We start from the raw sequence: 16,935 nt of genomic DNA, 5'->3' as shown, positions 1-16,935 counted from the left end.
ATCAGCTCACCAGCAGCATGCGGTCGGTCTTGACGGCGAAATGGCCGATCAGCTCGGGAACGGTGATCCGCTTTTTTGCTTCACCGATGATTTCGAGATGAACCCTGCCGGCGTCGAGCATGATGACGCTGTCGCCGAAGTCGATGGCGTGCTGCATGTTGTGCGTCACCATCAAGGTCGTCAGCTTCAGCGCTTCGACGGTGCGTACTGTCGCCTGCATGACGATGTCGGCCGTGCGTGGATCGAGGGCGGCTGTATGTTCGTCGAGCAGCAGCAGTTCCGGCGAGCCGCCGACGGCCATGATCAGCGAGAGCGATTGCCGCTGGCCGCCCGATAGCAGCTCTACCTTCGTGTTCAGCCGGTTCTCAAGGCCAAGACCAAGCACGGACAGTCTTTCCTTGTAAGTCGCCAGGCGGGCCGCGTTCAGGCCGGGGCGGAGGCCACGCCGCTTGCCGCGCAGATCAGCGAGCAGCATGTTTTCGGCAACCGTCATGCTGGCGGCAGTACCTTTCATAGGGTCTTGGAAGACGCGGGCGAGCCGCGCGGCGCGCTTATGGACCGGCGCGCCGGTGACATCGTCGCCATTGATGATGATCTGGCCGGAATCGAGGTTGAGCGCGCCGGAGATGGCGTTGAGCATACTGCTTTTGCCGGCTCCGTTCGAGCCGATGACCACGCCGAATTCGCCGGTTTTAAGCGATAGGGACAGGCCGTCGAGCGCGATCTTCTCGTCCGGCTGTCCCTTGTAGAAAACTTTGCGCGCGGATTTGATGTCCAGCATCCGTGGCTCCCCCGCAGAATGGGCTTGCAAAATGGCGGCGTTCATGACGCCGCCATGTCGTGAATGGTCCGTCGAAGATGCAGCTTGTCAGTTGACGAAGCAATTGCAATCGGCAAGCGAGGCCGGCACGTCGACGCCGAAAGCCTTCATAACCGTCTTGTTGATCAGCGGCGCGTGATCCTCATAGGCCGGACGCGACGGCTTGATCGTCTTTGGATCGGCGCCCTTCAGGATCTGCGCGGCGATCTTGCCGGCATTTTCGCCAACCTGCTCGTAATTGACGGCGAAGCTCGCGGGCACGACACCAGTGCGGACCGCGGCGTCATCCGAGTTGACGATCGGGATGCCGGCCTGGCGAGCCGCAGCGGAAACGGCGGCGATCGCCGGCTGCAGCAGGTTGGAGGCGGGCGTGTAGATCACGTCGGCCTTGCCGGCGAAGGAAGCGATGCGCTGCTGGATATCGTTGACGTTGTCGACGCCGACGGACACGACTTCGAAACCGGCTGATGGCGCGGCCTGTTTCACCTTGTCAAGCAGGGCGACGTCGTTTGCTTCGCCCGGATTGTAGGGCACGCCGATGCGCTTTGCATTCGGGAACAGCTTCTTCGTGAAGGTCAAGATGGCGGCGATATCCTGTAGGTCGCTCGCGCCGGTAATGCCCTCATCGCCGGCGTCCCAGGAGGGGACGAGCTTGGCGGCGACCGGATCGGTCACGGCCGAGAACACAATCGGAATGCCGGAGCCGGCAAGCGCCTTCTTGGCGATCTGCGAGACCGGCGTCGTGATGGTGTACATCAGCTTCGGATGGTCCGACTGCAGCTTGGCGATCATCTGCGGCACCAGCGAGGCGTCGAAGCTGGTGTTGCTCTCGGTATAGACCACATCCTTGCCTTCAACGAAGCCATTGTCGGCCAGCGCCTTCTTGAAGCCGGCGATCGAGGCGTTGAGCTGCGGATGTTCGCCGAAATTGGCGATCGCGATCTTGATCGGCTCGGCTGCTGCCGTGGCGACGCTCGCCATGAACGCGCCGGCGAGAACTAGTCCCGACAACCATCTGGATGTGGATTTTTTCATGATTTCCTCCCGGATTTTATAGAGAGCCTTGCCCTCTCAGCTTTGTTGCCAGGGATCATAGCGGCTACGGCGTCCCTGTCAATTTGCTATATATGATGTGCCCCATCAACCTGTTTGATATATAATTTCGCCAAAGGCTGGATTTATATATAATCTCAAGCTTCGGCGACCTGGGAACGACGCTATGCAGGACAAGGAACCTTTGACGAAGACGGAAGCAGCCTATTGGCTGTTGCGGCGAGATATTCTCAACACGAGGCTCCGGCCGGGCGCATCGTTGAAGCTCAGCGCCTTGCGGGACGCCTATGGCGTTGGCTGGACTCCGCTACGCGAAGCCTTGTCGCGGCTGGAGGCCGAAAAGCTGGTTACGGCCATCAGCAATCGGGGTTTTGCGGTTGCTCCGGTTTCCCGTATGGAGCTGGAAGACCTGATGCGGGCGCGGATGGTTGTCGAACTGCCGCTGCTGCTGGAAGCGATCGAAAAGGGCGGGCCGGTCTGGGAGTCCGCTGTGGTGACAGCGCACTATCGCCTCTCGCGCTGCAAAATCGTACCCGACGCCGCTTCCGAGGAAATGGCCGACGAGTGGGATGAAAAGCATACGGCATTTCATGCCGCTCTCTTGAGCGCCGCGACATCGAGCTGGCTCCTGCGCTTTCAGGGTACGATTTCCGACCAACTTCGCCGTCATCATCGTTTTCTCGGTCTGGCTCCGACGCAACGGGCCGCCGCCGGGCTGAAGAGCGGTTATGAAAAAGCCGTTGCCGCCTTGCGCGATGCGATGGCGATCGAGCACCATACGGCGCTGATGGAGGCGGCGCTCGATCGCGATATCGAGCGCGCCAGAGTGCTGATGACCGAGCATATCGGCTATACGCTGCAGGTCTATATCAGGTCCGAGGACGAGGACGGCGAGCGTGAGCCATCAAAGTTGCGCAGGAGCGTCTAGCTTCAAAAAAATCCTGTCCTCTTCCGATTGGGGATGACAAGGCGGCCTATGCTCCTATTCTTAGGAGATCATTCTCTTCACTCCGGATTCCGGCATCATCCGATTTTGAAAATATCCCTGGGAGGACATCATGACGCGCGTATTGGTCATAGGAGCGACGGGCCACGTCGGCACTTATCTTGTACCACGGTTGGTAGAGGCTGGGCATGAGGTAGTGACGGTCAGCCGCGGCCAGGCAAAGCCCTATTCGCCCAACCGGGCATGGGATGCCGTCGAGCAATTGACGATGGATCGCGCGGCGATGGAAAAGGACGGCAGTTTCGGGCCGGCGATCCGGGCGCTGAATGCCGATATCATCATCGATATGATTTGCTTCACCCTGGAGAGCGCCAAGCATCTCACTGAAGCTCTCTCCGGCCATGTCGGCCATTTTCTCCATACAGGCACGATCTGGACGCACGGTTTTTCCACCGTCGTGCCGACGCTCGAGGAAACGCCGAAGCGGCCGTTCGGTGAATACGGAACGCAGAAAGCCGCGATAGAAAGCTATTTGTTAGCAGAGGCGCGCACCAAGGCTTTTCCGGCGACGCTGATCCATCCCGGTCATATCGTCGGCCCCGGTTGGGCGCCGCTCAATCCGGCGGGCCATTTCAACCTCGCGGCGTTTTCGACGCTTGCGCGGGGTGAAACGCTCCTGCTGCCGAATTTCGGCCTGGAGACGGTTCATCATGTTCATGCCGACGATGTCGCCCAGATGTTCATGGGCGCGATCGCCAATTGGCGCGCCTCGACTGGCGAGAGCTTCCATGCTGTATCGGGCGGTGCACTGACGCTTAGAGGCTATGCCGAGGCGATGTCGCGCTGGTTCGGTCATGAGCCGAAGCTGGAATTTCTTCCCTATGACAAATGGGCCGAGGGCGAGACGCCGGAGGACGCCAAGGCAACGTGGGAACATGTCGCCCGCAGCCCGAATTGCTCGATCGCCAAGGCCGAGCGGCTTCTCGGCTATGCGCCGCGCTACACGTCGCTGCAGGCTGTGCAGGAGTCCGTGGCGTGGTTGATGGCGAACGGGCGGATTGGGTGAGGGGGAGGTAGGAACCCTTCACCGCTGCAGCCAGGCCTCTATTCCTTTCGCTGCAGCGCGTCCGGTGGCGAAACAGGCCGTGAGAAGATAGCCGCCGGTCGGGGCTTCCCAATCTATCATCTCTCCGGCGACGAACACGCTGGGCAGGGCCTTCAGCATATATCCGTCGTCGACACCGCTCCAGCGGATGCCGCCGGCTGATGATATGGCTTCAGTGATGGGCCGAGGCCTCACGAGCGGGATCGGCAGGGCTTTGATCAGCCGCGATAGCCCTTCAGGGTCTGTCAGAGTCGCGGGCGGAACGAGTTCTCGCAGCAGAGCCGTCTTGACGCCTTCAATTCCGGCACCTTTGCGGAGGCGATTGGAGAGGCTGGCTTTCATGTCCTGCCGCGCCAGATCGCGCGACAGCCGTTCCTCTGTCCTCCCGGGTGCGAGATCGACTACAAGTGCGGCATTCCCGTCGCTTGCAAGCCGGTCACGCAGGCTGGCGGCATGAGCATAGACGAGGCTGCCCTCGATACCGTGTCGGGAAATGACGAATTCCCCGGGGAAGGTGCCGGCGTCAGACGTCGCCGTCACCGCCTTTAACGGCACGCCGGCGAAACGCTCCGCGAAAACTGCGCTCCAAGCGACATCGAATCCACAATTGGCGGGCTGGAAGTCGCTGATGTCGACCCCTCCATCCCGAAGCCAGGTGATCCAACCGGCATCCGAACCGAGCCGGGGATAACTCGCTCCGCCGAGCGCAAGCAGGGCTGCATCGCATCGAATGATCGTCCGCCCCTCAGGCGTCTTGAAGGCGAAGCCGCCTTCAGCAAAACCAGACCAGCGATGCCGAGTCAAAACCTTGACGCCTTGCGCCTCCAGCCTGCCGAGCCAAGCGCGCAGCAGCGGCGAGGCCTTCATGACCTTTGGAAAGACGCGGCCCGAGGAGCCAGTGAATGTCTCCGTGCCAAGCCCCGCCGCCCAGGCTCTGATATCGTTGGGCGTGAAGGCGTCGAGGGCAGGACGCAGGCGTTCGGAGGCCGGGCCGAAGCGATTGGCGAAACGGGCGTAATCCTCGGAATGGGTAATGTTGAGCCCGGATTTTCCCGCCAGCAGGAATTTGCGGGCGACCGTTGGCATGCTGTCGTAGACGGTGACTTGATGGCCGGAGAGCGACAGCACTTCGCCTGCCATCAGGCCTGCAGGGCCGCCCCCGATGATCGCGATCTGTTTTCGTGCCATGAAGCCGCCCGGTGTTGAATAGTTCTTGTTCTCTTGGGCTGAGCCGGCGTTGAAAGCAAGGTACCTTGGCGACGAGTGTCCGATGGTCAGCTTGGAGTCGCCACCCCTCTGGCCAAGGCCGCCATGTCGCCTAAATCAATACTTGGCCATCTATGCGGTCGGCCGAACCATCGTGCTGCGTCATCGGTACTCGTGCAGTTTCATAATCTCCAACTTTGTCTTGAACCTCTAAACGTAGGGAGCCCCGCATGAGCAACATTCAGGTACAAAGCACAACGGCGAGCGAGACCTCGACAACACCAACGGTCGCGCTGAAGCTTGAGGTCGCCGTCCTCCCCGTCGCAGACGTCGGCCGCGCCAAGCGTTTTTACGGAGACCTCGGCTGGCGGCTAGATGCAGACTTTCTTCGAAAGGACGGATCTCGCGCCGTCCAGTTCACGCCTCCTGGCTCGCCATGCTCGATCCATTTGGGGGAAACCTCGAGCCTCTTTCTCGTCGTATCCGATATCGAAATGGCCCATGCTGAGCTCGCCAAGCGCGGCGTCGAGGTCAGCGAGATATTCCACCGCGGCGAGGGGCCGGGCCGTGTGAGCGGTCCGGATCCCGAGCGCCGGAGTTACGCCTCGCTCGCCTCATTCAGCGACCCCGATGGCAACGTCTGGCTGCTTCAGGAAGTTACAGCCCGGTTACCCGGCCGCGTGGACGCGAATGTCACGTCATTCACCTCGTCGACCGAGCTTGCGGCCGCGCTCCGGCGGGCGGCGGAGGCGCATGGCGAACACGAGAAGCGAACCGGGGGCCAACGCGATGAAAACTGGCCGGACTGGTACGCCGAATACATGGTTCGAGAACAAGCCGGCGAGGAACTGCCGCTGTAAGTAGGGGCGGGCCTGCGAAGCCGTTGAAAATCACCCGCTTCGCTCGCCCACCCTGCACGAAAGCATGATCTGTCACCAATGCGGCGCTTCGAGCTTGCGCTGAACTCCTATTGCCAATCGCCAAGTTTTATATAACCATATAGTTACTACGCCCCTCGATTTTTGAGGGCCTGTCAACTTGTGCCACGATCGGTTACTTGTCGGCAGCTAGGAGGCCGCATCGGCCTTGCCAAGTGCAGCCGGGAGTCGCGATGACCGAAGCCAAAGTCACAAAGAGCCGATCGAAGAGCCCAGAGGTTGAAACGGAGGCCGAGACCGCCGATCAAGCGGTATCGGGTGCACCCGCCGAGCGACCGCGCCTCAGGGATGCGGAGCGCACAAGCAAGGCGATCCTAGCTGCGGCGACCAAGGAATTTGCCGAGCGCGGTTACGGTGGTGCCCGCGTCGACGCTATCGCCGAACGTGCCAAGATCAACAAGCGCATGCTCTATCACTATTTCGGCGGCAAGGACGCACTTTATGTCGCTGTCCTCGAGGGCAGCTACGTCGCCATTCGTTCAGCGGAGGCAAGGCTCGATCTCTCGCACCGCACCCCCACCGAGGGCATGCGGGAGCTTGTTGTTTTCACATGGAAATATTTCCTGGACCATCCGGAGTTCCTCGGCATTCTCAGCACCGAAAACCTGCATAAGGCCCGCTTTTTGAAGCGGTCGGCCCGAATTTTCGAGCTGCATTCGCCCTTGGTCGCCGAGATTTCCGGTTTGCTGGACCGCGGCGCTGCGGCGGGTGACTTTCGTCCGGGTTGCGATCCGGTCAAGATCTACATGAGCATCGCTGCCCTTGGGTCTTTCTTCCTGACGAACCGCTGGACGCTGTCGACGATCTTCCGGCGGAACCTCTCCGACAAGTCGGAGATCGACGCCTGGGGCGAGCATATCGTCGACGTCATCTTCGCCTATTTGCGTCCTTAAGCACAGAACTCCTCCAAATCCCACCGAATCCGCGCAGTCGCCGCTACGCCCTTCGATGATGGCCGTTGACAGGACTGCGTCGCCGTGTCAGTTATGTAACTATATAGTTATTTACGGGAGGAGGGAGATATGGTGACGAAGCCGATCGGCATCATCATGCATGGCATCACCGGCCGCATGGGTTATAATCAGCATCTCGTGCGTTCGATCCTGGCAATCCGCGACCAAGGCGGGGTGTTGCTCGCCAGTGGCGACCGATTGATGCCGGACCCGATCCTGGTCGGCCGCAACGCCGAGAAGATCGAGGAAATCGCACGCAAGCATGGCGTCGCCAAGACAACTACCGATCTCGACAGCGCTCTCGCCGATCCCAACAACACGATCTTCTTCGATGCCGGCTCGACGCAGATGCGCGTCTCCCTGCTGGAGAGAGCCATCGCGGCCGGCAAACATGTCTATTGCGAGAAGCCGATTTCCGAGACGCTGGATGAAGCGTTGTCCGTCGCAAGCTCGGCCGAGCGTCGTGGCGTCAAGAACGGCGTCGTGCAGGACAAGCTTTATCTGCCGGGCCTGCGCAAGATCGCCATGCTGCGCGACAGCGGTTTCTTCGGCAAGATTCTCTCCGTGCGCGGCGAGTTCGGCTATTGGGTTTTCGAAGGCGATTGGGGTGTGAAGGCGCAGCGTCCCTCTTGGAACTACCGCAAGGCCGATGGCGGCGGGATGATCCTCGATATGCTGCCGCATTGGCGCTATGTGCTCGACAATCTTTTCGGCGAGGTCAAAGCCGTGAGCTGCTACGGCGCGACGCATATTCCGAGCCGCGTCGATGAAAACGGCAAGACTTATGTCGCCGATGCCGACGATGCTGCTTATGCCACGTTCGAGCTCGACGGCGGCGTGGTTGCACAGATCAATTCCTCCTGGGCCGTGCGCGTGCGCCGCGACGATCTCGTCACTTTCCAGGTAGACGGCACGCAGGGTTCGGCAGTCTGCGGGCTGATGCGCTGCTGGACGCAGCATCGCGTCAATACGCCGAAGCCGGTCTGGAATCCGGATCAGCCGCAGCCGATCAATTTCTTCGATACCTGGGACGAGGTGCCGGACACGCAGACCTTCGACAATGGCTTCAAGGTGCAATGGGAGGATTTCCTGCGGCATGTCGTCGAGGATGCACCGTGGAAATTCACCTTGCGCGAGGGCGCCAAGGGCGTTCAACTCGCCGAGCTCGCTCAAAGGAGCTGGGCGGAGCGCCGCTGGGTCGACGTTCCCTCGCTTTCCGCTCACTAGGAGGTTTAAGACAATGACGAAGACCCTTCGTTTGCCCGGGACCGATGGCAAGCTCGCCGAATTCACCGTCGCTAATACGCCGCTTAGTCCTCCGGAGCGCCCGGCGGGCGGCCATCGTTTCAACCGCGTTGCCTATGCGGCTGCCCATGTCGTTGTCGATCCGCTAGCCAACAACGATCCTTGGCTCGACCGCAACATCGATTGGGAACGGACGATTGCTTTTCGCGAATATCTCTGGGATCTCGGTTTCGGCGTGGCGGAAGCCATGGACACGGCACAGCGCGGCATGGGCCTCGACTGGACCGGCGCCAAGGAGCTGATCACGCACGCGCAATCGGCCGCCCGCAATCGCTCGGATTCGTTGATCGCCTATGGCGCCGGCACCGATCATCTGGCACCCGGTCCCGACGTCACCATCGATGACGTCATTCGCGCTTATGAGGAGCAGGTCGCCTTCGTCGAAGGCCAGGGCGGGCGCATCATCCTGATGGCGAGCCGCGCGCTTGCCGCGGCCGCAAAAAGCCCGGACGACTACGTCCTTGTTTATAACCGCATCCTCGGGCAGGTCCAACAACCGGTAATCATCCACTGGCTTGGCTCGATGTTCGATCCGGCGCTGGCCGGTTATTGGGGTTCGTCCGACGATATGCACGCGATGGATACGGCGGTCGCGATCATCAACGACAACGCCGCCAAGGTGGATGGCGTCAAGATCTCGCTGTTGTCGGCGGAAAAAGAGATCGTCATGCGCCGTCGTCTCGATCCAGCGGTCAAAATGTATACCGGCGATGATTTCAATTATGCCGAACTGATCGCGGGGGATAAACAGGGATATTCGCATGCGCTGCTTGGCATCTTCGACGCGATTGCGCCGGCGGCGAGCGCCGCTCTCTCGAAGCTTGCCGAGAACGATCTCGACGCCTTCCACCAGATGCTGGCGCCGACCGTTCCGCTGTCGCGGCATATCTTCAGGGCGCCGACGCGCTTCTACAAGACCGGTGTGGTCTTCCTCGCTTATCTCAACGGCTTCCAGGACCACTTCCAGATGCTGGGCGGCCAGCAGAGCACGCGCTCCATCGTACACTTGTCGGAGCTGTTTCGCCTCGCCGATGCGGCGCGTGTTCTGAGAGACCCCGATCTCGCTGTGCGGCGGATGAAGACGATCCTTGCCACGGTCGGTGTCGCCTAATCGAAAGCAGGATCTGGGAGGATCATCAGAATGGCTATATCAGGCCTTTCCATCAATCTTGCGACCGTGCGCCAGCAATATGACATGCGCCAGGCGGTCGAAGCCTGCCTGAAGCAGGATATTGTCGCGATCGCTCCCTGGCGCGACCAGGTACACGCGATCGGCTTGGCGGAAGCAGCAAGGATCGTTGCCGATAACAGGCTGAAGGTCACCGGCCTTTGCCGTGGCGGCATGTTCCCGGCGGCCGACCCCGAGGGCCTGAAAGCAGCGATCGATGACAACAGGCGGGCGATCGATGAAGCGGCGGCGCTGAATGCTGATTGCCTCGTGCTCGTTGTTGGCGGCCTGCCCAAGAGTTCGAAGGATATCGCTCACGCTCGCGAAATGGTGTCGGACGGCATTGCGGCGATCCTGCCGCATGCGCGCAGTGCTGGCATTCCGCTGGCGATCGAGCCGTTACACCCGATGTATGCCGCCGACCGTGCCTGCGTAAACACGCTGGAACAGGCGCTCGATATCTGTGACCTTCTTGGCGAGGGTGTCGGCGTCGCCGTCGATGTCTACCATGTCTGGTGGGATCCGAAGCTTTATGATCAGATCGCGCGGGCCGGCGCCAACGGCCAGATCCTGGCACACCACATCTGCGATTGGCTGGTACCGACCAAGGATCTGCTGCTTGATCGCGGCATGATGGGAGACGGCGTCATCGACCTGAAGCGTATTCGCGCTGCTATCGAGAAGGCCGGCTTTTTCGGTCCGCAGGAAGTGGAAATCTTCTCGGAAGCGAATTGGTGGAAAAGGCCGGGCGAGGAGGTCCTGTCCACCTGTGTCGAACGCTTCCGCACCGTTTGTTGAAGGGGCATGGCGGGGCCGACGATCAGGCAAATATAAAAATGCCGGGCCACGAATGGCCCGGCGAAATTTAAAGACTTGGATCAAGCGGCTTATTCGGCCGGGACGATCTTGCCGGCATCCCACTTGTAGAGTGAGAAGCTCTGCGAGGTGAGGTCGCCGGTTTCGCCATAGGTGACCTTGCCGATAGCGGTTTGGATCGGTTCGCCGCTCTTCAGTGCGGTTGCGACGGCTTCGGCGTCGTCGGCGCTGCCGACCTTTTCGATGCCGGCCTTCAATACCTGCACGGCAGCGTAGGCGTTCAGCGTGAAGGCTTCCGCCGGGATGTTGCGCTCCTGCAGCGCCTTGGCGGCGCTCTGCGAATCCGGGTTCTTCAGCGCATCGGAAGCGTTTGTGAAGATCGTGCCCGCGGCGGCTTCATTGCCGATTGCCCAATATTCGGTGTTCGACAGGCCGTCGCCGCCGATGAGCTGCGCCTTGACGGAGATGTCGTGCAACTGACGGGCAAGAAGACCGCCTTCCGGATGATAGCCGCCGAAATAGACGACATCGACGCCGGCAGCCTTGAGCTTCGCCGTCAGTGCGCTGTAATCCTTTTCGCCAGGGGTCAGGGAATCGTCGAGCACTTCAGTGACGCCGCCGGCATTGAGCGTCGCCTTGAACGCGTTCGCCAGACCTTTGCCGTAGGCCGCCTTGTCGTTGAGAATGGCGATCTTCTTGTCCTTGAAGTTCTTCAGCACATATTGCGCCGCAACGTCGGCCTGCTGATCGTCACGGCCGCAGGTACGCAGGATATTGGTCAGGCCGCGTTTGGTGAGATCCGGCGCAGTCGCGGTCGGCGTTACCATCAGGATGCCGTTTTCGGCGAGCGCATCCGAAACCGGAATAGCGACGCCCGAGGTTACCGGACCGACGACGAAACGAATGCTCTGGCCAACGAAATCGTTGGCGACGGAAACGCCCTGCTTCGGATCGCCGGCATCGTCCCCCAGCTTCAGGACCAGTTTCTGGCCGAGAACGCCACCGCTCTTGTTGATCTCGTCGATGGCGGTCTGTGCGCCGTTCTTGACCTGGTCACCATAAGCGGCGACGGGGCCGGTTAGAGGCGCGATCAGACCAATTACGATATCCGCATGCGCGAGTGGCGCGAAGGCCAGCGAGGCGACGAACGTCGCGGCCGTCAATGTCTTCAGACTCATTTTCTCTCTCCTTGGATGGGCGCGGCAGCGCCCTTTGAACCCGCCGCAATGGCCTGTCGTGACGCGCAAACTGCCGTAAGGCGCCTGAAAATGGGGACAGGAAGTGACATCAAGGCTGATGATCGCTTCCGGACATTTTTGACCTCAAAAGCGTTCATAAGGGCAGTTTCTGTATGAATATTACTGCGATTCCGCAAGAAAATAACCATCGCGAGGACAATTTTGACGATTTTTCAGAAATTTCTAGCGGAAGAGCGCTGCCGGAACTTGGCGGGCGTGAGGCCGTTTTTGGCTTTGAATGTCTTGCCGAAGGCGGCTTCCGATTCATAACCGATTTCAGCGGCTATATCGGCGATGCTGCGCGTCGTGCCGCGCAGCAGATCGCTTGCAACCGACATCCTCAGGGAAGTCAGGAAATCGCCGATCGTCATTCCGGCACAGGCCGTGAATTGTCGTGCGTAGGTCGCGCGCGACATTGCCGAGAGGTTGGCCAGCCCCTCGATCGTCCAGCGGTTTCCGGGCGCTGTCATCACGGCTCTTATGGATTTGCTCAAGCGGGGATCGGCGAGCAGCGCAAGAAGACCCGGTGTTCGGTCGGGCGCGGTGTTGCGTGTCCGCAGCGCCAGGATGAGCAAAGCAAGGCACATGCCTGTGACGATCACCAAGGCCCCTGGTAGCCCGAGCATCGTTTCCTGACGCAGCAGGTGGACGAAACTCTTCAGCATATCGCCACTTTGGACGCTTGCCAGCGATGCGTGGAACGGATCCGGCAGGGAGTCGAGGAGTAAGGCAGACGATTCCGGTGCGCATTTGAAGTGGCCGCAGAGCAGGTCGACATCGACCGCCCCGCCGTTTTGCCGCAGCGGCAGCATGCCGTCATAGGATAGTATGAGCGGCGCAGCTGGCTCGTCGGCGTCGCCAAGATTTTTGAGGATATGTGCGCTGCCGCGCGGAAGCAGTAGGAAATCGCCGGCTTTCAACACGATCTGTCGCCCGGAGCGCAACTGAATGGTGCAGCTTCCGTCGAGGACGAGATGAAAGGGGAGCACACCTTCCTGCGCCGGCTCGTGATCAATATGAAATACGCCCTCGAGCCGGCAGCGAATATCGAGTGTCGGCTGCAAACGGGAGAGTTCGACAAGGCGGCTCAGTGTGTCCATGAGATGAGACGATTGCGCTATGAGATGAGCGTTTGGAACATTCAACGTATCGATTATTGAAGGCATAGTCCTTTCCAACAGCCGAGGCAATCACGCCGCTGCTGAGATCGCAAAAGGAGATCGTCATGTTGAATTGGAAGGAATATCGCTCGCAGCTGTTCGGTCGCATCGGCGAGATCGCCAAGGTGGCGCCGGAAACAATCAAGGGTTACCAGACGCTGTCGGCCGCCGGCAAGTCCACCAACTATCTCGATGCCAAGCAGCGCGAGCTGATCGCCCTTGCCGTCGCCGTCACCCTGCGTTGCGACGGTTGTATTGTCGTCCACACTACCGAAGCAAAGAAGCTTGGCGCCACCAAGGAAGAGATCGCCGAGGCCCTGGGCGTCGCCATCTCCGTCAATGCCGGTGCCGCTCTGGTCTATTCGGCCCGCGTCATGGATGCCGCCGAAGCCGTTGCGAGTTAATGGCTCGTCAGACAAGCCTGCGCAAGCAGACGTCAGCGCAACTACAAATCCAGTTGTAGTGGTTGGCCCTCGTCGCCCTCGGTCGCTGCCGGCACGGAGCAGCAGATCAGTGCTTCGTCCTCGCCGACAGGCGCGGTCGGCGTTCTGGTATAGGCGACCCTGCCGGCGATGATCTTTGTCCGGCAACTGCCGCAATTGCCGAGACGGCAACTGAATTGCGGCGACAGACCGCGTGCTTCGGCAAGTTCCAGCAAGGTGCCGGAGCCGGGCTCCCAGCGGGCTTCCTTGGCCGAGCGCATGAACTGCACCGGTACGGAAGTCTGCGCTGGGGTGTCGAGGAGAAGCGCTTTCGATGCGTCGGATTTCCGGACCAAAGAGGCGGGGCCGAAGGCCTCGGCGTGGATTCGGGCGTCGGCGACGTTGAGGCCTGTGAGGCCGTCATAGATTGACTGCATAAACGTCGGTGGTCCGCAGAGATAGAAGTCGTAGTCATTGAAGGGCAGGACCGAGGTCAGGAGCGGCATGTCGATACGCCCGATCCTCTCATAGTCTTCGCCGGCTGTTGAACCCACCGAATTGCTGAGGACGCGGACAAGACGGATCATGCCTTGTGCTGCAGCAACGAGGTCCTCGATCTCGCGATCGAAGGCCCGGTCGGCCTTGCTGTGTGCGGAATAGAACAGCCACGTCGGACGGATATATCTCTTTCGAAATCCTTCATAGACAATGTGGCGCAGCATGGCGATGAGCGGCGTAATGCCAATGCCGGCTGCGAGCAACACGGCCGGTCGTTTCTCCGTGGCATCGATGGTGAAGAGACCGGCTGGCGCCCGGGCTTCGATAATGTCGCCTTCGCGGATGGTGTCGTGCAGGTGCCGAGACACCAGACCTTCGCGCTTGACGCTGATGCGGTAGAGACCATCCGATGGCGCCGTCGAAAGCGTAAAGGTGCGGAAGACCGGTTTGTCTGCGCCCTTTGGCGTTAGTCGGATCGGTAGATGCTGGCCGGGCAAATGCGGGATCAGCCCATTGCCGTCGGCGGGCTCCAAATGAAACGAGCGGATGACAGCGCTCTCGTCGACGATCTTGGCGACACGGAACGGCCGCCAAGCCGTCGGCAGTTCCGCTGCCTTCAACCGACTCGCGGCGTCGTCCCAGCTGCCGGTCATGAGCGAATTGGGCGACCAGCCGCGTTCGCGGAACTTCCAGCGCAACGGCAACGCGCCCGGACGGCGGACGATCTGACGCGGGGTGAAGCGCCACAGCCGCTCGGCGCCCTGAAAGGCTGATAGCTCCGGCGACTCCAAAATAACCTCCGCCTCGCCGGTGAGCTGCAGCAATTCGCCGCTGTCGAAATCGGCAAAGACCAGTCCGGCCTTCGGATTGACGAGGAAATTGCCGAGCGTGTTGAAGAAGAGATTGCCCGCGAAATCCGGAACGGTCAGCACGCCGTCGCTGCCGATGCGCACGAAGCCGGCCTTGCCGCCGCGATGCGACACGTCGACCTGCCTCTGCCCATTCTCGCGGTCGACATAGGAGGCGACGAAGAAGGTATCGGCGTTCTTGATCATGTCCTTTGCCCTGCCGTCGAGTTCAGCGAGATGCAGCGCCGGCTGATCCGTCCGTTCGGACGGATCACGGACGAATTCGAAATCCCGCAACTGGATATATTGCGGACAATTGCCGTAGGACTGGCCGATCGTAACATCGAAACCGTCATTCCGTTGCCGGTGGATCATACCGTTCAGACGGTTGCGGCGGCGGGTATGGAGCTCGATGCCGAGCATGCCGATGGCGTCGCCATCGTTCATGCCCGCGTCGGCGGGATCGGCCGGATCGCGGCCAAGATTGACACTCAGCGTATGGATGTCAGGGCTATGCAGAAAGCCCGGATGGGCGGCGCGCAGCGTTGCCCAGACATCGCCTCTGGTATCGACGGTGCCAAGCACGATAAAGGGAAGCTGCGGGTAGAAGTCGCGGTGCTGATCGATCAAATGATCGCGCAGCACGCGCTGGCCGATTTCGCTCATCCGCTCCGCCACCCCGGCCTTTTTCTGCAGGGTTATTTCCCCGGCATGCCAGGGAGCGGCATTTTCGGTTCTGTTCATGGTCAACATGACCTAGCCTTTCGAAAGAAGGGGGAGCGGTGATGCTTCTGGGAGGGGTGTCAGGCCACGTCGGCGATGCCGATCGGCGTTTTCTGGAAGGCGTAAAAGCCTGGAAGAGATTCGACGCGAGCAAGCCAGGCGCTGACATTATGATATCGGAAACGGTCGACATTGCCTTCCGGCGCGCGGGCGATATAGCTGTAAAGCGCCACATCGGCGATCGTCGGATGATCGGCGGCAATCCATTGGCGCGTCGCGAGTTCATTGTCGATCAGCTTCAAGATGACATGGGCGCGAGCGATCACCTCATCCGCATTGAACTTGGCGCCGAAGACCGTAACGAGACGTGCGGCGCAGGGACCGTAGGCGATTTCGCCGGACGCGACCGAAAGCCAGCGCTGCACGGCAGCGGCTCCCACAGCATCTTCCGGCAACCAGCTGTTTTCCGCGTATTTCTTGGCGAGATAAACCAGGATTGCCGTGGAGTCGGCAATGACAGTGCCATTGTCGTCCAGCACCGGAACCTGCCCGAAAGGATTGAGCGCGAGGAACGCCGGCGTTTTGTGCTCAGCCTGCGTGAGGTCGACTTCGACGATATCGGCGTCGACGCCAATCAGCGACACGAATAGGTGGGCGCGGTGGGAATGGCCGGACATTGGATGGATGTAGAGCTTCATGATTTTGGTCTCCGGGTTGATAGTTGTTCGTCTTAAAAATGATTGTTTCTCCAGAAAACAGAAGTACGATAGTGAACAAGAAACTGTTTCGTTAAATGGAATAATCCTGAGTGTGACAGGAGAATCGGTTGGACAAGCTGCAATGCATGAAGGTGCTGGTGAAAGTGGCCGATACCGGCAGTTTCGCCGATGCGGCGCGGCAGTTGCACATGAGCCCGCCGGCCGTCACCCGCGCGGTGGCCTTTCTGGAGGAGGTCACCGGTGCGCGTTTGTTTCTGCGTTCGACGCGTTCGGTGAAGCTGACGGCACAGGGCCACCACTATGTCGAGGATTGCCGCCGCGTTCTCAGCGATATCGATGAGGCCGAGGCCTCCGCCGGCGGCTCCTACGCGACGCCGTCCGGCGTATTGACCGTCACCGCGCCGGTGCTCTTCGGACAATATTACGTCATGCCCATCGTCACCAAGTTCCTGGCGCTGCATCCGGCGGTCACCGGTCGCGTGCTGCTGTTCGATCGCATCGTCAATCTAGTGGAGGAGGGGATCGATGTCGGCGTCCGTATCGGCCACCTGCCGGATTCCAGTTACAACGCCACCAGGGTCGGCACTGTGCGTCGCGTCGTCTGCGGTGCGCCGTCCTATTTCGAGCGCCATGGCGTGCCGCAGACGCCGGTCGATCTCGCTAGCCATACGATCGTTGCGAACACGGGATCATCGGCGCCGCTCGAGTGGCGTTTCGGCCCTGAAGCCAAATCGTCCCCCGCCCTCCATCCGCGTCTGTTCTGCAACACCGTCGAGGCCTCGATCTCGGCGGCATTGAGCGGCTGGGGTCTGGCACGCACGCTCTCCTATCAGGTTGCAAAGCCGATCGCCGACGGCCGATTGCGCATCATTCTGGAGGAATTCGAGGAGGAACCGTTGCCCATCCACGTCGTGCATGCCGAAGGCCGGCATGTCTCCGCAAAGACGCGCGCCTTTGTCGATTTCGCGGTGGAGCAACTGCGGACGGGGCCGACAATCCGTTAGCGGCTGGCCATTC

General features: G+C 60.6%; 16 protein-coding genes. 9 read left to right on the top strand and 7 right to left on the bottom strand.

All coding sequences use genetic code 11. From position 1 onward, the window contains the following. Position 1: 1 nt before the first annotated feature. Positions 2-781 (bottom strand): ABC transporter ATP-binding protein, encoded by a 780-nt coding sequence (locus FHT86_RS35095; protein ID WP_133704545.1) that lies wholly within the window; start codon positions 779-781, stop codon positions 2-4. Between the two features lie 87 nt (positions 782-868). Continuing rightward, the gene (locus tag FHT86_RS35090; protein WP_133704546.1) at positions 869-1,855 is read right to left on the bottom strand and encodes an ABC transporter substrate-binding protein; all 987 of its coding nucleotides are present in this window, start codon (positions 1,853-1,855) and stop codon (positions 869-871) included. Positions 1,856-2,039: 184 nt separating this feature from the next. Between FHT86_RS35090 and FHT86_RS35085 the strand changes: the two genes are divergently transcribed. Further along, positions 2,040-2,801 carry a GntR family transcriptional regulator gene (locus FHT86_RS35085; RefSeq protein WP_133704547.1) on the top strand — a complete coding sequence of 254 codons (762 nt, stop codon included), beginning with the start codon at positions 2,040-2,042 and terminating at the stop codon, positions 2,799-2,801. A gap of 130 nt (positions 2,802-2,931) precedes the next feature. Next, positions 2,932-3,885, top strand: a complete 954-nt coding sequence (locus tag FHT86_RS35080; protein WP_133704548.1) for an NAD-dependent epimerase/dehydratase family protein — start codon at positions 2,932-2,934, stop codon at positions 3,883-3,885. An 18-nt stretch (positions 3,886-3,903) separates the two neighbouring features. Here FHT86_RS35080 and FHT86_RS35075 read toward each other — a convergent pair whose 3' ends face one another. Continuing rightward, the gene (locus FHT86_RS35075) at positions 3,904-5,112 is read right to left on the bottom strand and encodes a TIGR03862 family flavoprotein (protein ID WP_133704549.1); all 1,209 of its coding nucleotides are present in this window, start codon (positions 5,110-5,112) and stop codon (positions 3,904-3,906) included. A 248-nt stretch (positions 5,113-5,360) separates the two neighbouring features. On the opposite strand from FHT86_RS35075, the gene FHT86_RS35070 reads away from it, so the two are divergent. From FHT86_RS35070 to FHT86_RS35050, 5 genes are all read left to right on the top strand, one after another. After that, the gene (locus FHT86_RS35070; RefSeq protein WP_133704550.1) at positions 5,361-5,990 is read left to right on the top strand and encodes a VOC family protein; all 630 of its coding nucleotides are present in this window, start codon (positions 5,361-5,363) and stop codon (positions 5,988-5,990) included. Between the two features lie 251 nt (positions 5,991-6,241). After that, positions 6,242-6,961: a TetR/AcrR family transcriptional regulator gene (locus FHT86_RS35065; protein WP_133704551.1), complete on the top strand. Its 720-nt coding sequence runs from the start codon at positions 6,242-6,244 to the stop codon at positions 6,959-6,961. A gap of 129 nt (positions 6,962-7,090) precedes the next feature. Next, positions 7,091-8,248: a Gfo/Idh/MocA family protein gene (locus FHT86_RS35060; protein ID WP_133704552.1), complete on the top strand. Its 1,158-nt coding sequence runs from the start codon at positions 7,091-7,093 to the stop codon at positions 8,246-8,248. A 13-nt stretch (positions 8,249-8,261) separates the two neighbouring features. After that, the gene (locus FHT86_RS35055) at positions 8,262-9,437 is read left to right on the top strand and encodes a dihydrodipicolinate synthase family protein (RefSeq protein ID WP_133704553.1); all 1,176 of its coding nucleotides are present in this window, start codon (positions 8,262-8,264) and stop codon (positions 9,435-9,437) included. A gap of 30 nt (positions 9,438-9,467) precedes the next feature. Further along, positions 9,468-10,292, top strand: a complete 825-nt coding sequence (locus FHT86_RS35050; RefSeq protein ID WP_133704554.1) for a sugar phosphate isomerase/epimerase family protein — start codon at positions 9,468-9,470, stop codon at positions 10,290-10,292. A gap of 89 nt (positions 10,293-10,381) precedes the next feature. On the opposite strand, the gene FHT86_RS35045 is transcribed toward FHT86_RS35050, so the two are convergent. Further along, positions 10,382-11,488 carry a branched-chain amino acid ABC transporter substrate-binding protein gene (locus FHT86_RS35045; RefSeq protein ID WP_133704555.1) on the bottom strand — a complete coding sequence of 369 codons (1,107 nt, stop codon included), beginning with the start codon at positions 11,486-11,488 and terminating at the stop codon, positions 10,382-10,384. A gap of 233 nt (positions 11,489-11,721) precedes the next feature. Continuing rightward, complete coding sequence (locus FHT86_RS35040) at positions 11,722-12,714, bottom strand: AraC family transcriptional regulator (protein ID WP_246779811.1); 993 nt, start codon at positions 12,712-12,714, stop codon at positions 11,722-11,724. 59 nt (positions 12,715-12,773) lie between these two features. Here FHT86_RS35040 and FHT86_RS35035 point away from each other — a divergent pair, with 59 nt between their 5' ends. Beyond that, positions 12,774-13,112 carry a carboxymuconolactone decarboxylase family protein gene (locus FHT86_RS35035; RefSeq protein WP_133704556.1) on the top strand — a complete coding sequence of 113 codons (339 nt, stop codon included), beginning with the start codon at positions 12,774-12,776 and terminating at the stop codon, positions 13,110-13,112. A 41-nt stretch (positions 13,113-13,153) separates the two neighbouring features. Here FHT86_RS35035 and FHT86_RS35030 read toward each other — a convergent pair whose 3' ends face one another. Together FHT86_RS35030 and FHT86_RS35025 are read right to left on the bottom strand one after the other, a co-directional pair. Next, a complete protein-coding gene (locus FHT86_RS35030) occupies positions 13,154-15,220 on the bottom strand; it encodes a pyridoxamine 5'-phosphate oxidase family protein (RefSeq protein WP_409527647.1) in 2,067 nt (688 codons plus the stop codon). A 59-nt stretch (positions 15,221-15,279) separates the two neighbouring features. Beyond that, positions 15,280-15,897, bottom strand: a complete 618-nt coding sequence (locus FHT86_RS35025; protein ID WP_133704558.1) for a glutathione S-transferase family protein — start codon at positions 15,895-15,897, stop codon at positions 15,280-15,282. 128 nt (positions 15,898-16,025) lie between these two features. Between FHT86_RS35025 and FHT86_RS35020 the strand changes: the two genes are divergently transcribed. Then, positions 16,026-16,922 (top strand): LysR family transcriptional regulator, encoded by an 897-nt coding sequence (locus FHT86_RS35020; RefSeq protein ID WP_133704559.1) that lies wholly within the window; start codon positions 16,026-16,028, stop codon positions 16,920-16,922. The last annotated feature ends 13 nt before the right edge of the window (positions 16,923-16,935 follow it).

This window comes from Rhizobium sp. BK313, assembly GCF_014193655.1.
GTDB lineage: Bacteria > Pseudomonadota > Alphaproteobacteria > Rhizobiales > Rhizobiaceae > Rhizobium.
The sequence above is the reverse complement of the archived record's forward strand: the minus strand, read 5'-3'. Positions and strand labels throughout refer to the sequence as shown.